This is a genomic window from Bacillus stercoris (assembly GCF_029772985.1).
In the GTDB taxonomy this organism is placed as follows: Bacteria; Bacillota; Bacilli; order Bacillales; family Bacillaceae; genus Bacillus; species Bacillus stercoris.
The window spans coordinates 4,246,672-4,260,967 of record NZ_CP121861.1 but is presented as its reverse complement, the minus strand read 5'-3'; the positions used below and the strand labels follow the sequence as shown (position 1 = coordinate 4,260,967).

The window sequence follows — 14,296 nt, the reverse complement described above, 5'->3', positions numbered from 1 at the left end:
AGATGGAAAAAGAGAAAAAAGGGGCGAAACACGAGTTAGACCTGTCATCTATATTGCAGTTTGTTGCTCCGGGTACACCGCTCAGAGCGGGGATGGAGAACGTCTTGAGAGCAAATACAGGCGGTCTGATCGTTGTTGGATATAATGATAAAGTAAAAGAAGTGGTGGATGGAGGATTTCACATCAACACGGCTTTTTCTCCGGCGCATTTGTATGAGCTGGCTAAAATGGATGGCGCGATCATTTTAAGTGATTCGGGTCAAAAGATCCTATATGCGAATACACAGCTGATGCCGGATGCCACAATTGCTTCATCAGAAACAGGAATGCGGCACAGAACTGCCGAAAGAGTAGCTAAGCAAACCGGCTGTCTTGTGATTGCTATTTCTGAAAGAAGAAATGTCATAACGTTATATCAGGAAAACATGAAGTATACACTAAAGGACATAGGATTTATTTTAACAAAGGCAAACCAAGCCATTCAAACACTTGAAAAATATAAGACAATCCTCGATAAAACGATTAATGCACTGAATGCGTTAGAGTTTGAGGAGCTTGTTACCTTTAGTGATGTCTTGTCTGTCATGCATCGTTATGAAATGGTATTGAGAATTAAAAACGAAATAAATATGTATATCAAAGAGCTGGGGACAGAAGGACATCTGATCAAGCTGCAAGTCATTGAATTGATTACGGATATGGAAGAAGAGGCCGCTTTATTTATTAAGGATTATGTAAAAGAAAAGATTAAAGATCCGTTTGTTCTTTTGAAGGAGCTGCAGGATATGTCCAGTTATGATCTGCTGGATGATTCCATTGTGTATAAGCTTCTCGGTTATCCTGCTTCTACTAATCTTGATGATTATGTATTGGCTAGAGGATACAGGCTGTTAAATAAGATACCGCGTCTGCCGATGCCAATTGTTGAAAATGTTGTAGAAGCATTTGGAGTCCTTCCAAGGATTATTGAGGCGAGTGCAGAAGAATTAGATGAAGTAGAGGGAATCGGTGAAGTACGAGCCCAAAAAATCAAAAAAGGATTAAAACGCCTGCAAGAGAAGCATTATTTAGACCGGCAGCTGTGATTTCGGTTAAAACCTGGGGAATACGGGTATATTAATGTTGGTTTTTGTTTATTCTGATATTCGTAGGGTGCATAAAACTTTGTGAAATTAAAATGTTTAAAAAGGAGGTGGGGGTATGTTAAAACGAATAGTTCAGGCGTTCTTCATTATTTTTGGCGGCGTTGTTGGTATATTTCTAATACCTGAATTGTTTGTACTGTTAAATATACAGGACATACCTTTAATAACAAACGCATATACGTCTGCGGCAATTGGGGCAATTATCTTTTTTCTCATCAGTATATGGGGTACAGAATACGTTGTGAACTGGGTGAAGTGGATAGAGGATTCATTGTTAAAAGCGCCGGTTCCAGATTTGTTATTTGGAAGTCTAGGCCTGGTTTTTGGACTTATAATTGCTTATCTTATCGTAAATGTCATTCCTTTAGACAATATACCTTACCGCATATTCAGCACAATTATCCCTGTATTTTTGGCTTTCTTCCTCGGTTATCTCGGCTTCCAGGTGGGCTTTAAGAAAAAGGATGAATTGATCAGCCTGTTTTCCATTTCCGCCAGAATGCAAAAGAAAAAAGGATCAGCTGAAGAAGAACATGAGGTTCAAGACAAGAAGCTGAAAATTTTGGACACTAGTGTTATTATTGATGGGAGAATAGCAGATATTTGCCAGACTGGATTTTTAGAGGGAGTTATCGTGATTCCGCAGTTTGTCCTTGAGGAATTGCAGCATATTGCCGACTCTTCCGATGTGTTAAAACGAAACAGAGGACGCCGCGGTCTTGATATCCTGAACCGCATTCAGAAAGAATTAGACATTGAAGTTGAAATTTACGAAGGCGACTTTGAGGATATTCAGGAGGTTGACAGTAAGCTCGTCAAACTTGCGAAGCTGACATCCGGGGTCGTTGTGACGAATGATTTTAATTTAAATAAAGTATGCGAGCTTCAGAAGGTAGCAGTATTAAACATTAATGACCTTGCCAATGCGGTCAAGCCTGTTGTGCTTCCTGGCGAGGAAATGAATGTTCAGGTCATTAAGGATGGGAAAGAGCATAATCAGGGAGTTGCCTACTTGGATGATGGTACGATGATTGTCGTTGAAGAAGGACGCAATTATATCGGCAAGCATATTGATGTACTCGTCACAAGTGTGCTGCAGACAGCAGCGGGACGAATGATTTTTGCGAAGCCTAAGCTGTTGGAGAAGGCGCTGTAAAGGGAGAAAAAACAATGAGTTATGATGTGGTGATTCCTGCAGCCGGACAGGGAAAGCGGATGAAGGCAGGGAGAAATAAACTGTTCATTGAGCTGAAAGGAGACCCGGTGATCATACACACGTTAAGAGTGTTTGACAGCCACCGGCAGTGCGAAAAAATCATCTTGGTGATTAACGAGCAGGAGCGGGAGCACTTTCAACAATTGCTGACCGATTATCCGTTTCAAACTTCGATTGAGCTTGTTGCAGGCGGAGATGAGCGTCAGCACAGTGTTTATAAGGGGCTGAAAGCCGTAAAGCAAGAAAAGATCGTCCTTGTACATGACGGTGCCCGCCCATTTATAAAACATGAACAAATTGACGAACTGATCGCAGAGGCGGAACAGACAGGAGCGGCCATCCTCGCTGTTCCGGTAAAAGATACAATTAAACGCGTTCAAAATTTACAAGTCAGCGAGACGATTGAACGTTCAAGCTTGTGGGCTGTCCAAACCCCACAAGCTTTTCGTCTTTCTTTATTGTTGGAGGCTCACGCTGAGGCCGAGCGCAAGGGATTTTTAGGGACGGATGACGCCAGCCTCGTTGAACAGATGGAAGGCGGTTCGGTCCGTGTTGTAGAAGGCAGTTATACAAATATTAAGCTGACGACGCCAGACGATCTGACGTCAGCTGAAGCTATCATGGAATTAGAAAGTGGGAATAAACATGTTTAGAATTGGACAAGGATTTGATGTGCATCAATTAGTGGAGGGCCGTCCTCTAATTATTGGCGGAATTGAAATCCCGTACGAAAAAGGGCTGCTTGGCCATTCTGATGCAGACGTATTGCTGCATACTGTCGCTGACGCCTGCCTGGGAGCTGTGGGTGAAGGTGATATTGGCAAGCATTTTCCTGACACAGATCCTGAGTTCAAGGACGCAGACTCTTTCAAATTACTTCAGCATGTTTGGGGAATCGTGAAACAAAAAGGGTATGTCCTTGGGAACATTGATTGCACCATCATAGCGCAAAAGCCGAAGATGCTGCCGTACATAGAAGATATGAGAAAAAGAATCGCTGAAGGCCTTGAGGCAGAGGTTTCACAGGTAAATGTAAAAGCAACAACGACAGAAAAGCTTGGATTTACAGGCCGGGCGGAAGGAATAGCGGCTCAGGCGACTGTACTGATACAAAAAGGCTAACTTGTTTTGATGCCGGGTCTATTTGGTGGTAGAATAGATTCATACATTTTTGCCTGAGGCCATACATGACATGAAAGGAAGTATTTGAAAATGGGAAACGAAGTACGCGTCCGTTATGCACCGAGTCCAACCGGACATTTGCATATTGGAAATGCCAGAACGGCGCTTTTTAATTATTTATTTGCTCGCAATCAAGGCGGTAAGTTTATCATTCGTGTTGAGGACACTGATAAAAAGCGCAATATTGAGGGCGGAGAACAAAGCCAGCTGAATTATCTGAAGTGGCTAGGTATTGACTGGGATGAGAGTGTGGATGTCGGCGGAGAGTACGGCCCATACCGTCAGTCAGAGCGTAACGATATCTATAAAGTGTACTATGAAGAGCTCCTTGAAAAAGGGCTTGCTTATAAATGCTACTGTACGGAAGAAGAGCTTGAAAAAGAGCGTGAAGAGCAGATTGCCCGCGGAGAAATGCCACGGTATTCTGGGAAACACAGAGATCTGACTCAGGAAGAACAGGAGAAATTTATTGCTGAAGGCAGAAAGCCGAGTATTCGTTTCCGTGTGCCGGAAGGAAAAGTCATCGCCTTCAACGATATCGTAAAAGGCGAAATTTCTTTTGAATCAGATGGCATTGGCGACTTCGTTATTGTGAAAAAGGATGGAACGCCTACTTATAACTTCGCGGTAGCTATTGATGACTACTTAATGAAAATGACACACGTGCTGCGCGGTGAAGATCATATTTCTAACACACCGAAACAGATTATGATCTATCAAGCATTCGGGTGGGATATTCCTCAGTTCGGACATATGACGCTGATTGTAAACGAAAGCCGTAAAAAGCTCAGCAAACGTGATGAATCCATTATTCAATTCATCGAGCAGTACAAAGAGCTTGGCTACTTGCCAGAAGCGCTGTTCAACTTTATCGGACTGCTAGGCTGGTCACCGGTTGGAGAAGAAGAGCTTTTCACAAAAGAGCAGTTTATTGAAATTTTTGATGTAAATCGTTTATCTAAATCACCAGCTTTGTTTGATATGCATAAGCTAAAATGGGTTAACAACCAATATGTGAAGAAGCTGGATCTTGATCAGGTTGTTGAACTGACGCTTCCACATTTGCAAAAAGCCGGCAAAGTTGGCACTGAGCTTTCTGCTGAAGAACAAGAGTGGGTTCGCAAATTGATTTCCCTGTATCATGAGCAATTAAGCTACGGTGCCGAAATTGTTGAGCTGACTGATTTGTTCTTTGCGGATGAGATCGAGTATAATCAAGAAGCGAAAGCTGTTCTGGAAGAGGAGCAGGTTCCTGAAGTGCTCAGCACATTCGCTGCGAAGCTTGAAGAGCTTGAGGAGTTCACTCCAGATAATATCAAAGCATCGATCAAAGCAGTGCAGAAAGAAACTGGCCACAAAGGGAAAAAACTGTTTATGCCGATTCGTGTTGCTGTTACAGGGCAAACTCACGGTCCGGAACTGCCGCAATCAATCGAATTGATCGGTAAAGAGACTGCGATTCAGCGTTTGAAAAATATCTAAATAAATGATTGTTGACAGGGAAGAGTATAAAGCTTTAGGCCATTACAGAAAGGATCTTCATTGGCTGAGAGAGATCCATGAGCCGGGTTTTAGAAGTGCGCCCTTAAGACCTTTGAAGAACGTTTTTTAAAATCAGTATTCAAAGGCGGCCGCCGCCGTTACAGGCTGAAGTTGGGAGAGCAGGAGTCTGCTTTTCAAACAGAGTGGAACCGCGCGGTTAAAGCGTCTCTGTCATGTTTACATGCAGAGACGCTTTTTTTATTGGGCAGAGGAAATCAGATAGAGAAACGGGGGGAAGCATGTGTTTTTTAGAATGCTCAAAGAAGACATTGATACTGTTTTCGATCAAGATCCTGCAGCAAGAAGCTATTTTGAAGTGATTTTAACTTATTCCGGTTTACATGCTATATGGGCGCATCGGATTGCACATGCTTTATATAAACGAAAATTTTATTTCCTTGCACGCCTTATATCTCAAGTAAGCCGATTTTTTACCGGGATCGAAATCCACCCCGGCGCCACAATTGGGAGAAGATTTTTCATAGACCACGGCATGGGGGTTGTCATTGGGGAGACATGTGAAATCGGCAATAACGTAACCGTTTTTCAGGGGGTTACCCTTGGGGGAACGGGGAAAGAAAAGGGAAAAAGGCACCCAACGATTAAAGATGACGCATTGATAGCCACAGGTGCTAAAGTGCTCGGTTCAATTACGGTCGGTGAAGGCTCAAAGATTGGCGCTGGTTCAGTAGTGCTGCATGATGTTCCTGATTTTTCAACAGTTGTCGGTATCCCCGGACGGGTCGTTGTACAAAATGGCAAGAAGGTAAGACGCGATTTAAACCATCAGGATTTGCCCGATCCGGTTGCTGACCGCTTTAAGTCTTTGGAACAGCAGATTTTAGAGCTGAAGGCAGAACTTGAAGACAGAAAAGAAAGGATCAATCAAAAATGACAATCACACTTTATAATACATTGACTAGACAGAAGGAAACATTCGTTCCTCTTGAAGAGGGGAAAGTGAAAATGTACGTATGCGGACCGACAGTTTACAATTACATTCACATCGGGAACGCGCGTCCGGCTATCGTTTACGATACGGTTCGAAACTATTTGGAGTATAAAGGCTATGATGTGCAGTATGTCTCTAACTTCACAGACGTAGACGATAAATTAATTAAAGCGGCAAATGAACTTGGTGAGGATGTGCCTACCATTTCAGAGCGTTTTATTAAAGCATATTTTGAAGATGTAGGTGCGCTCGGATGCCGAAAAGCCGACCTTCATCCGCGAGTGATGGAAAACATGGATGCCATTATCGAATTCGTAGATCAGCTCGTGAAAAAGGGCTACGCTTATGAATCAGAAGGTGACGTTTATTTCAAAACAAGAGCGTTTGAAGGATACGGAAAGCTTTCTCAGCAATCAATCGATGAGCTAAGATCAGGTGCACGCATCCGGGTCGGAGAGAAAAAAGAAGATGCTCTTGATTTCGCACTGTGGAAAGCGGCAAAAGAAGGGGAAATCTCTTGGGATAGCCCTTGGGGAAAAGGACGTCCGGGCTGGCACATTGAATGCTCAGCAATGGTGAAAAAGTATCTGGGTGACCAGATTGATATCCATGCGGGCGGACAGGATTTAACATTCCCTCACCATGAAAACGAAATTGCGCAATCTGAGGCACTGACAGGAAAAACGTTTGCGAAGTACTGGCTCCATAATGGCTATATCAATATTGATAATGAAAAAATGTCAAAATCACTGGGCAACTTTGTGCTTGTGCATGACATCATTAAACAGCATGATCCGCAGCTTTTGAGATTCTTTATGCTATCTGTTCATTATCGCCATCCGATTAACTATTCAGAAGAGCTTCTAGAAAATACGAAAAGCGCATTTAACCGTTTAAAAACAGCGTACAGCAATCTTCAGCACCGTCTGAACAGCAGTACGAATTTAACGGAAGATGACGATCAATGGCTTGAGAAAGTTGAAGAACACCGCAAAGCATTTGAAGAAGCGATGGACGATGATTTTAATACGGCGAATGCGATTTCTGTCTTGTTCGACTTAGCGAAACACGCCAATTATTATCTTCAGAAAGATCATACGGCTGATCATGTAATTACGGCGTTTATCGAGATGTTTGACCGTATTGTTTCTGTTCTCGGTTTTTCATTGGGTGAGCAGGAACTTCTCGATCAAGAGATTGAAGACTTAATCGAAAAACGAAACGAAGCGCGCCGGAATCGCGATTTTGCGTTGTCAGACCAGATTCGCGACCAGCTGAAAAGCATGAATATCATTCTTGAAGATACGGCTCAAGGCACTCGCTGGAAACGGGGAGAATAACGGATGCTTGAATTTGATACGATAAAAGATTCAAAGCAGCTTAACGGTCTTGCGCTTGCTTATATAGGTGATGCCATTTTTGAAGTATATGTAAGGCATCACCTGCTTAAGCAGGGCTTTACCAAACCAAATGATCTTCATAAGAAATCAAGCCGGATTGTTTCGGCAAAGTCGCAGGCTGAGATCCTATTTTTTCTGCAGAATCAATCATTTTTTACGGAAGAAGAGGAAGCGGTGCTGAAAAGAGGCAGAAATGCCAAGTCAGGAACAACACCTAAAAATACAGATGTTCAGACGTACCGCTATAGTACAGCATTTGAAGCGCTTCTAGGCTACCTTTTTCTAGAGAAAAGAGAGGAACGGCTTAGTCAGCTCGTAGCCGAGGCTATACAATTCGGGACGTCAGGGAGGAAAACAAATGAGTCAGCAACATGATTACGTCATAGGGAAGAATGCAGTGATCGAGACGTTAAAATCTGATCGGAAGCTGTATAAGCTGTGGATGGCGGAAAACACCGTAAAGGGACAGGCACAGCAAGTGATTGAGCTTGCGAAAAAGCAGGGAATCACGATTCAATACGTCCCGAGAAAAAAACTCGATCAAATGGTGACAGGACAGCATCAAGGCGTTGTGGCACAGGTTGCAGCGTATGAATATGCAGAACTGGACGATTTATATAAAGCAGCCGAGGAAAGAAATGAACAGCCTTTCTTCCTCATTCTGGACGAGCTTGAAGACCCTCATAATCTTGGTTCCATTATGAGAACAGCGGATGCGGTCGGCGCTCATGGCATCGTCATTCCAAAACGGAGAGCTGTCGGGCTGACAACAACAGTGGCAAAAGCTTCAACAGGGGCAATTGAACACATTCCTGTAGCGAGAGTCACCAATTTGGCACGGACGTTAGAAGAGATGAAAGAACAGGGAATCTGGGTTGTCGGAACGGACGCGTCCGCGCGTGAGGATTACCGCAATATGGACGGCAATATGCCTTTGGCTTTAGCATCGGAAGTGAAGGAAAAGGGATGGGCCGACTCGTGAAAGAAAAGTGTGATTTTCTCATTAAACTCCCGATGGCCGGAAAGGTAACTTCACTAAATGCATCTGTCGCGGCTGGTCTTTTGATGTATGAAGTCTACCGGAAACGAAACCCTCTGGGAGAATAAAGACCCATGGATATCCTGTTAGTAGACGGGTACAACATGATTGGAGCCTGGCCGCAGCTGAAGGATTTAAAAGCAAACAGTTTCGAAGAGGCGAGAGACGTACTGATTCAGAAAATGGCGGAATATCAATCGTATACAGGAAACAGGGTTATTGTTGTTTTTGACGCGCATCTCGTAAAAGGGCTTGAGAAAAAACAGACCAACCATCGAGTTGAAGTGATTTTTACAAAAGAAAATGAGACGGCTGATGAGCGGATAGAAAAGCTCGCTCAGGCTTTGAATAATATTGCGACTCAAATTCACGTTGCGACCTCTGACTATACTGAGCAATGGGCGATTTTCGGACAGGGGGCATTGCGGAAATCGGCCCGGGAGCTTTTGAGAGAGGTAGAAGCGATTGAAAGGCGAATAGAGAGACGGGTAAGAAAAATCACTTCCGAAAAGCCGCGGGTAAAATTGCTTTATCGGAAGAGGTTTTGAAAACGTTTGAAAAGTGGAGGCGGGGAGACTTAGATTAAGTTGACGCTTTTTTGCCCAATACTGTATAATATTTCTATCTACGTGCGCCGGGGGGATCGGAGTGAATCTACAGAACAACAAGGGAAAATTCAACAAAGAGCAGTTTTGCCAGTTGGAGGACGAGCAGGTCATTGAAAAGGTTCATGTTGGGGACAGTGATGCGTTAGATTACTTGATTACGAAGTACCGAAACTTTGTTCGGGCGAAAGCAAGATCCTATTTCTTAATAGGGGCGGACAGAGAAGATATTGTTCAGGAAGGTATGATAGGCCTCTATAAGTCTATTCGTGACTTCAAAGAGGACAAGCTTACCTCTTTCAAAGCTTTCGCAGAATTATGTATTACCCGCCAAATTATTACCGCAATAAAGACAGCTACTCGCCAGAAACACATTCCTTTGAATTCCTACGTCTCATTAGATAAACCGATTTTTGATGAAGAATCAGACCGAACGCTGCTTGATGTCATTTCAGGGGCGAAAACCTTAAATCCTGAGGAAATGATCATTAATCAGGAAGAATTTGATGACATTGAAATGAAAATGGGAGAACTACTAAGTGATTTAGAGAGAAAAGTACTCGTCTTATATCTCGACGGGAGAAGTTACCAAGAGATTTCCGATGAACTGAACCGACATGTGAAATCGATCGACAATGCCCTTCAGCGTGTGAAACGCAAGCTGGAGAAGTACTTGGAAATTCGCGAAATCAGTTTGTAATAGGAATTTATGCTATATTGACAGTATTTTTCTGACTATGATATGTTACTAAAGATAAGAACTAATGTCTATTTAGAAAAAGGTGTAATGACATGAGAAAAAAGATTACGTTAGCATGCAAGACATGCGGAAACCGTAATTATACGACAATGAAGAGCTCTGCATCAGCGGCTGAGCGATTAGAAGTAAAGAAATACTGCAGTACTTGCAATTCACATACAGCTCATCTTGAAACAAAATAGTTTTTGCGCTTTTTAAATTGTGGAGGTCTTTTACATGCGTATTATGAAATTCTTTAAAGATGTTGGGAAAGAAATGAAAAAGGTAAGCTGGCCTAAAGGAAAAGAGTTAACGCGTTATACCATTACGGTAATTTCAACAGTTATCTTTTTTGTTATCTTTTTTGCCCTCCTTGACACAGGAATTTCTCAATTAATTCGTTTAATAGTTGAATAATGATCAGCAATACGTGCTATAATAGATCATAATATTACTTGCCAAAACCCGTTCAGCGGGTTTTTTATTGTGGCTTAAAATGAAAGTTATCATAGGCTTGCCGCCTATTTTTTGAAGCGTTATGGTAATTCACTAAAACCAAATGCGGGGAGGGAAGGACTGGACAGTCCTGAAGAGAATGGAAAAGAATTGGTATGTTGTTCACACGTACTCTGGTTATGAGAATAAAGTAAAAGCCAACTTGGAAAAACGTGTTGAATCAATGGGGATGCAGGATAAAATTTTCCGTGTAGTCGTACCCGAAGAAGAAGAAACGGATATCAAAAACGGCAAGAAAAAAGTCGTGAAAAAGAAAGTATTCCCTGGTTATGTGCTTGTTGAAATTGTAATGACAGACGACTCTTGGTATGTTGTCCGCAACACGCCGGGCGTTACTGGATTCGTAGGATCTGCTGGATCAGGTTCAAAACCGACGCCGCTTCTTCCAGGCGAAGCAGAAACCATTTTGAAGAGAATGGGCATGGACGAACGCAAAACTGATATTGACTTTGAACTGAAAGAGACAGTGAAAGTAATAGACGGACCTTTTGCTAACTTTACTGGATCGATTGAAGAGATTGATTATGACAAAAGCAAGGTCAAAGTTTTCGTTAATATGTTCGGCCGCGAAACGCCGGTTGAACTGGAATTTACCCAAATCGATAAATTGTAATGTGAAAAAACTTGAAATTGCTATATATAAATGATAATATAGCAAAGGTACGTCTTGGACTTATCCAAGGCAACTAGCATGATATTTCGTCATTCATATAAAGAATGAAACCTTGAGTGGGAGGGTTTACCCTATTACCACATCACGGACTTAAGGAGGTGTGTCTCGTGGCTAAAAAAGTAGTTAAAGTTGTAAAATTGCAAATTCCTGCTGGAAAAGCTAACCCAGCACCACCAGTTGGACCTGCACTTGGTCAAGCCGGTGTTAACATCATGGGATTCTGTAAGGAGTTTAACGCTCGTACAGCTGACCAAGCTGGTTTAATCATTCCTGTTGAAATTTCGGTTTACGAAGACCGTTCATTTACATTTATTACAAAAACTCCACCTGCTGCAGTATTGCTTAAAAAAGCAGCTGGAATTGAGTCTGGTTCTGGTGAACCAAACCGTAATAAAGTGGCAACCGTTAAGCGCGATAAAGTACGCGAAATCGCTGAAACGAAAATGCCTGACTTAAACGCAGCAGACGTTGAAGCGGCAATGCGCATGGTTGAAGGTACTGCCCGCAGTATGGGTATTGTAATCGAGGATTAATTTGTTTCTTGTCGGGTTGCGAGTTTTAACAAGTTCGCAACCCTTATTCGTGGGAGGTTATTCCGCTATAACCACATAAGGAGGAAATTTTAAAATGGCTAAAAAAGGTAAAAAGTACGTTGAAGCTGCTAAGCTTGTAGACCGTTCTAAAGCTTACGACGTTTCTGAAGCAGTAGCTCTCGTTAAAAAAACAAACACAGCTAAATTCGACGCTACAGTTGAAGTGGCTTTCCGTTTAGGGGTTGACCCTCGTAAAAACGACCAGCAAATCCGCGGAGCAGTTGTGCTTCCAAACGGAACTGGTAAAACTCAGCGCGTTCTCGTTTTCGCAAAAGGCGAAAAAGCGAAAGAAGCTGAAGCTGCTGGTGCAGATTACGTAGGCGATACTGACTACATCAACAAAATTCAACAAGGCTGGTTCGATTTCGATGTAATCGTAGCTACACCTGATATGATGGGTGAAGTTGGTAAAATTGGTCGTGTACTTGGACCAAAAGGTTTAATGCCAAACCCTAAAACTGGTACAGTTACTTTCGAAGTTGAAAAAGCGATCGGCGAAATCAAAGCTGGTAAAGTTGAATACCGCGTAGATAAAGCTGGAAACATTCATGTTCCTATCGGTAAAGTTTCTTTCGAGGATGAAAAACTTGTTGAGAACTTCACGACAATGTACGATACAATCCTGAAAGCTAAACCTGCCGCAGCTAAAGGCGTTTACGTGAAAAACGTTGCTGTAACTTCTACTATGGGACCTGGTGTCAAAGTAGACTCTTCAACTTTTAACGTAAAATAATATTGACATGACATCAACATTCTGATATTATTCAAAATGTTGTAAAATAGAATATCATTTATACCGTAGACAGTAGGGGCCTAACCGCTTAATCATCCTACCGAGGTGTATATTATCACAGCTATTACGTTACGTATGCTTGTATATACAGCCTCCATGTCTCATGGAGGCTTTTTATATGGAATCCGTCGTCTCAGTCGTGATCACCTAACGGTATAAGTGTTACACAAGAATCTACAGGAGGTGTAACCATGAGCAGCGCAATTGAAACTAAAAAAGTTGTTGTTGAAGAAATTGCTTCTAAACTGAAAGAAAGTAAATCAACGATCATCGTTGACTATCGCGGACTTAACGTTTCTGAAGTAACTGAACTTCGTAAACAGCTTCGCGAAGCTAACGTTGAGTTCAAAGTTTACAAAAATACGATGACTCGCCGTGCGGTTGAACAAGCTGAGCTTAATGGTTTGAATGATTTCTTAACTGGACCGAACGCGATCGCATTCAGCACTGAAGATGTTGTCGCTCCGGCTAAAGTTCTGAATGACTTCGCTAAAAATCACGAAGCTCTTGAAATCAAAGCTGGCGTAATCGAAGGTAAAGTTTCTACTGTTGAAGAAGTGAAAGCTCTTGCTGAACTTCCATCACGCGAAGGCTTGCTTTCTATGTTGCTTAGCGTACTTCAAGCTCCAGTTCGCAACTTTGCTCTTGCTGCAAAAGCTGTGGCAGAACAAAAGGAAGAACAAGGCGCTTAATCTAATCAGTTTTTCATAAATTAAAACAAAATGGAGGAATTACAAATGGCTTTAAATATCGAAGAAATCATTGCTTCCGTTAAAGAAGCAACTGTACTTGAATTGAACGACCTAGTAAAAGCAATCGAAGAAGAATTTGGCGTAACTGCTGCTGCTCCTGTAGCTGTAGCTGGCGGAGCTGCTGCAGGCGGAGCTGCTGAAGAGCAAAGCGAATTCGATCTTATCCTTGCTGGTGCTGGATCTCAAAAAATCAAAGTTATCAAAGTTGTACGTGAAATCACTGGTCTTGGCTTGAAAGAAGCTAAAGAACTTGTTGACAACACTCCAAAACCACTTAAAGAAGGTATTGCTAAAGAAGAAGCTGAAGAGCTTAAAGCTAAACTTGAAGAAGTTGGCGCTTCTGTAGAAGTTAAGTAATCTTCACTTACCTGGAGGGGAAGCTCGCTTTTATGAGGCGAGCTTTTTCTTTGCCATTCTTTAAGCCATGAAAAAAGGAGGTTCTAATAATGAGTGAGCACTATTATTCAGAAAAACCTTCAGTGAAAAGCAACAAGCAAACCTGGTCTTTTAGGCTTCGGAATAAAGATTTCACGTTTACCAGCGACAGCGGGGTTTTTTAAAAAAGAAGTTGATTTCGGCTCCCGCCTGCTGATAGATTCTTTTGAAGAGCCTGAGGTTGAGGGCAGCATTTTGGATGTAGGCTGCGGGTACGGGCCGATTGGTTTATCGCTTGCCAGCGACTTTAAAGACCGGACTATCCACATGATTGATGTTAATGAGAGAGCCGTAGAACTATCAAATGGAAATGCGGAACAGAACGGAATAACAAACGTTAAGATTTATCAAAGCGATTTGTTTTCAAACGTTGATTCTGCTCAAACATTTGCTTCTATTCTTACAAATCCCCCAATCCGAGCCGGAAAAAAAGTTGTCCATGCTATCTTTGAGAAAAGCGCTGAACACTTAAAAGCTTCAGGTGAGTTGTGGATCGTCATACAGAAAAAGCAAGGTGCGCCTTCTGCCATTGAAAAGCTCGAGGAACTGTTCGATGAAGTTTCTGTCGTTCAAAAAAAGAAAGGCTATTATATCATAAAAGCAAAAAAAGTTTGACTCGGTATTTTAACTATGTTAATATTGTAAAATGCCAATGTATATATTTTGCTTGATATGATGAATTGTCAATATCTATGTATAAATTATACAAGTATG

Annotated in this window: 16 protein-coding genes, 3 pseudogenes and 2 other annotated features; all 19 genes and pseudogenes read left to right on the top strand. The window is 42.1% G+C overall.

Going from position 1 to position 14,296, the window contains the following annotated elements:
• Window positions 1-2: 2 nt before the first annotated feature.
• The 19 genes and pseudogenes from disA to QA442_RS21915 all read left to right on the top strand — a co-directional run bounded on the left by disA (window position 3) and on the right by QA442_RS21915 (window position 14,197).
• Window positions 3-1,085, top strand: a complete 1,083-nt coding sequence (disA, locus tag QA442_RS22005) for a DNA integrity scanning diadenylate cyclase DisA (RefSeq protein WP_014662516.1) — start codon at window positions 3-5, stop codon at window positions 1,083-1,085.
• Window positions 1,086-1,200: 115 nt separating this feature from the next.
• Window positions 1,201-2,301 (top strand): PIN/TRAM domain-containing protein, encoded by a 1,101-nt coding sequence (locus QA442_RS22000; RefSeq protein ID WP_014662517.1) that lies wholly within the window; start codon window positions 1,201-1,203, stop codon window positions 2,299-2,301.
• Between the two features lie 14 nt (window positions 2,302-2,315).
• Window positions 2,316-3,014 (top strand): 2-C-methyl-D-erythritol 4-phosphate cytidylyltransferase, encoded by a 699-nt coding sequence (gene ispD, locus QA442_RS21995; protein ID WP_095432283.1) that lies wholly within the window; start codon window positions 2,316-2,318, stop codon window positions 3,012-3,014.
• Complete coding sequence (gene ispF / locus QA442_RS21990) at window positions 3,007-3,483, top strand: 2-C-methyl-D-erythritol 2,4-cyclodiphosphate synthase (RefSeq protein WP_014475594.1); 477 nt, start codon at window positions 3,007-3,009, stop codon at window positions 3,481-3,483. The genes ispD and ispF overlap by 8 nt, the downstream gene beginning before the upstream one ends.
• Before the next feature lie 90 nt (window positions 3,484-3,573).
• The gene (gene gltX, locus QA442_RS21985; protein ID WP_014662519.1) at window positions 3,574-5,025 is read left to right on the top strand and encodes a glutamate--tRNA ligase; all 1,452 of its coding nucleotides are present in this window, start codon (window positions 3,574-3,576) and stop codon (window positions 5,023-5,025) included.
• Window positions 5,026-5,027: 2 nt separating this feature from the next.
• Window positions 5,028-5,258: a binding site (T-box leader), on the top strand.
• Window positions 5,259-5,326: 68 nt separating this feature from the next.
• On the top strand, window positions 5,327-5,980 hold the full coding sequence (gene cysE, locus QA442_RS21980) for a serine O-acetyltransferase (protein WP_003225749.1): 654 nt from the start codon (window positions 5,327-5,329) through the stop codon (window positions 5,978-5,980).
• Window positions 5,977-7,377 (top strand): cysteine--tRNA ligase, encoded by a 1,401-nt coding sequence (gene cysS / locus QA442_RS21975; RefSeq protein WP_014478619.1) that lies wholly within the window; start codon window positions 5,977-5,979, stop codon window positions 7,375-7,377. Before cysE ends, cysS begins: the two co-directional genes overlap by 4 nt.
• A gap of 3 nt (window positions 7,378-7,380) precedes the next feature.
• Entirely contained in the window at window positions 7,381-7,812 is a 432-nt protein-coding gene (locus QA442_RS21970) for a mini-ribonuclease 3 (RefSeq protein WP_040081037.1), read from the top strand.
• Window positions 7,796-8,544 (top strand): annotated as a pseudogene (gene rlmB, locus QA442_RS21965) (23S rRNA (guanosine(2251)-2'-O)-methyltransferase RlmB). The gene QA442_RS21970 and the pseudogene rlmB overlap by 17 nt, the downstream one beginning before the upstream one ends.
• Before the next feature lie 6 nt (window positions 8,545-8,550).
• Window positions 8,551-9,062 (top strand): annotated as a pseudogene (gene rae1, locus QA442_RS21960) (ribosome-dependent mRNA decay endonuclease Rae1/YacP).
• 62 nt (window positions 9,063-9,124) lie between these two features.
• Window positions 9,125-9,781 (top strand): RNA polymerase sporulation sigma factor SigH, encoded by a 657-nt coding sequence (sigH, locus tag QA442_RS21955; protein WP_003225758.1) that lies wholly within the window; start codon window positions 9,125-9,127, stop codon window positions 9,779-9,781.
• Window positions 9,782-9,873: 92 nt separating this feature from the next.
• Window positions 9,874-10,023, top strand: coding sequence for a 50S ribosomal protein L33 (gene rpmG, locus QA442_RS21950; protein ID WP_003156421.1), 150 nt, complete (start codon window positions 9,874-9,876; stop codon window positions 10,021-10,023).
• 34 nt (window positions 10,024-10,057) lie between these two features.
• Window positions 10,058-10,237, top strand: a complete 180-nt coding sequence (gene secE, locus QA442_RS21945; RefSeq protein WP_004399676.1) for a preprotein translocase subunit SecE — start codon at window positions 10,058-10,060, stop codon at window positions 10,235-10,237.
• 178 nt (window positions 10,238-10,415) lie between these two features.
• Window positions 10,416-10,949 carry a transcription termination/antitermination protein NusG gene (nusG, locus tag QA442_RS21940; protein WP_003225764.1) on the top strand — a complete coding sequence of 178 codons (534 nt, stop codon included), beginning with the start codon at window positions 10,416-10,418 and terminating at the stop codon, window positions 10,947-10,949.
• A gap of 167 nt (window positions 10,950-11,116) precedes the next feature.
• On the top strand, window positions 11,117-11,542 hold the full coding sequence (rplK, locus tag QA442_RS21935) for a 50S ribosomal protein L11 (RefSeq protein WP_003156430.1): 426 nt from the start codon (window positions 11,117-11,119) through the stop codon (window positions 11,540-11,542).
• A 94-nt stretch (window positions 11,543-11,636) separates the two neighbouring features.
• A complete protein-coding gene (gene rplA, locus QA442_RS21930) occupies window positions 11,637-12,335 on the top strand; it encodes a 50S ribosomal protein L1 (protein ID WP_003242022.1) in 699 nt (232 codons plus the stop codon).
• A gap of 45 nt (window positions 12,336-12,380) precedes the next feature.
• Window positions 12,381-12,521, top strand: a sequence feature (ribosomal protein L10 leader region).
• 65 nt (window positions 12,522-12,586) lie between these two features.
• Window positions 12,587-13,087 (top strand): 50S ribosomal protein L10, encoded by a 501-nt coding sequence (rplJ, locus tag QA442_RS21925; RefSeq protein WP_014662526.1) that lies wholly within the window; start codon window positions 12,587-12,589, stop codon window positions 13,085-13,087.
• 45 nt (window positions 13,088-13,132) lie between these two features.
• The gene (rplL, locus tag QA442_RS21920; RefSeq protein ID WP_003156436.1) at window positions 13,133-13,504 is read left to right on the top strand and encodes a 50S ribosomal protein L7/L12; all 372 of its coding nucleotides are present in this window, start codon (window positions 13,133-13,135) and stop codon (window positions 13,502-13,504) included.
• An 89-nt stretch (window positions 13,505-13,593) separates the two neighbouring features.
• Window positions 13,594-14,197, top strand: a pseudogene (locus QA442_RS21915) (class I SAM-dependent methyltransferase).
• The last annotated feature ends 99 nt before the right edge of the window (window positions 14,198-14,296 follow it).

Bases quoted from the DNA above. Each gene is read 5' to 3' on its own strand.
- disA (WP_014662516.1), top strand. From the start codon at position 3: ATGGAAAAAGAGAAAAAAGGGGCGAAACACGAGTTAGACCTGTCATCT.
- QA442_RS22000 (WP_014662517.1), top strand. From the start codon at position 1,201: ATGTTAAAACGAATAGTTCAGGCGTTCTTCATTATTTTTGGCGGCGTT.
- ispD (WP_095432283.1), top strand. From the start codon at position 2,316: ATGAGTTATGATGTGGTGATTCCTGCAGCCGGACAGGGAAAGCGGATG.
- ispF (WP_014475594.1), top strand. From the start codon at position 3,007: ATGTTTAGAATTGGACAAGGATTTGATGTGCATCAATTAGTGGAGGGC.
- gltX (WP_014662519.1), top strand. From the start codon at position 3,574: ATGGGAAACGAAGTACGCGTCCGTTATGCACCGAGTCCAACCGGACAT.
- cysS (WP_014478619.1), top strand. From the start codon at position 5,977: ATGACAATCACACTTTATAATACATTGACTAGACAGAAGGAAACATTC.
- QA442_RS21970 (WP_040081037.1), top strand. From the start codon at position 7,381: ATGCTTGAATTTGATACGATAAAAGATTCAAAGCAGCTTAACGGTCTT.
- rpmG (WP_003156421.1), top strand. From the start codon at position 9,874: ATGAGAAAAAAGATTACGTTAGCATGCAAGACATGCGGAAACCGTAAT.
- secE (WP_004399676.1), top strand. From the start codon at position 10,058: ATGCGTATTATGAAATTCTTTAAAGATGTTGGGAAAGAAATGAAAAAG.
- nusG (WP_003225764.1), top strand. From the start codon at position 10,416: ATGGAAAAGAATTGGTATGTTGTTCACACGTACTCTGGTTATGAGAAT.
- rplA (WP_003242022.1), top strand. From the start codon at position 11,637: ATGGCTAAAAAAGGTAAAAAGTACGTTGAAGCTGCTAAGCTTGTAGAC.
- rplJ (WP_014662526.1), top strand. From the start codon at position 12,587: ATGAGCAGCGCAATTGAAACTAAAAAAGTTGTTGTTGAAGAAATTGCT.
- rplL (WP_003156436.1), top strand. From the start codon at position 13,133: ATGGCTTTAAATATCGAAGAAATCATTGCTTCCGTTAAAGAAGCAACT.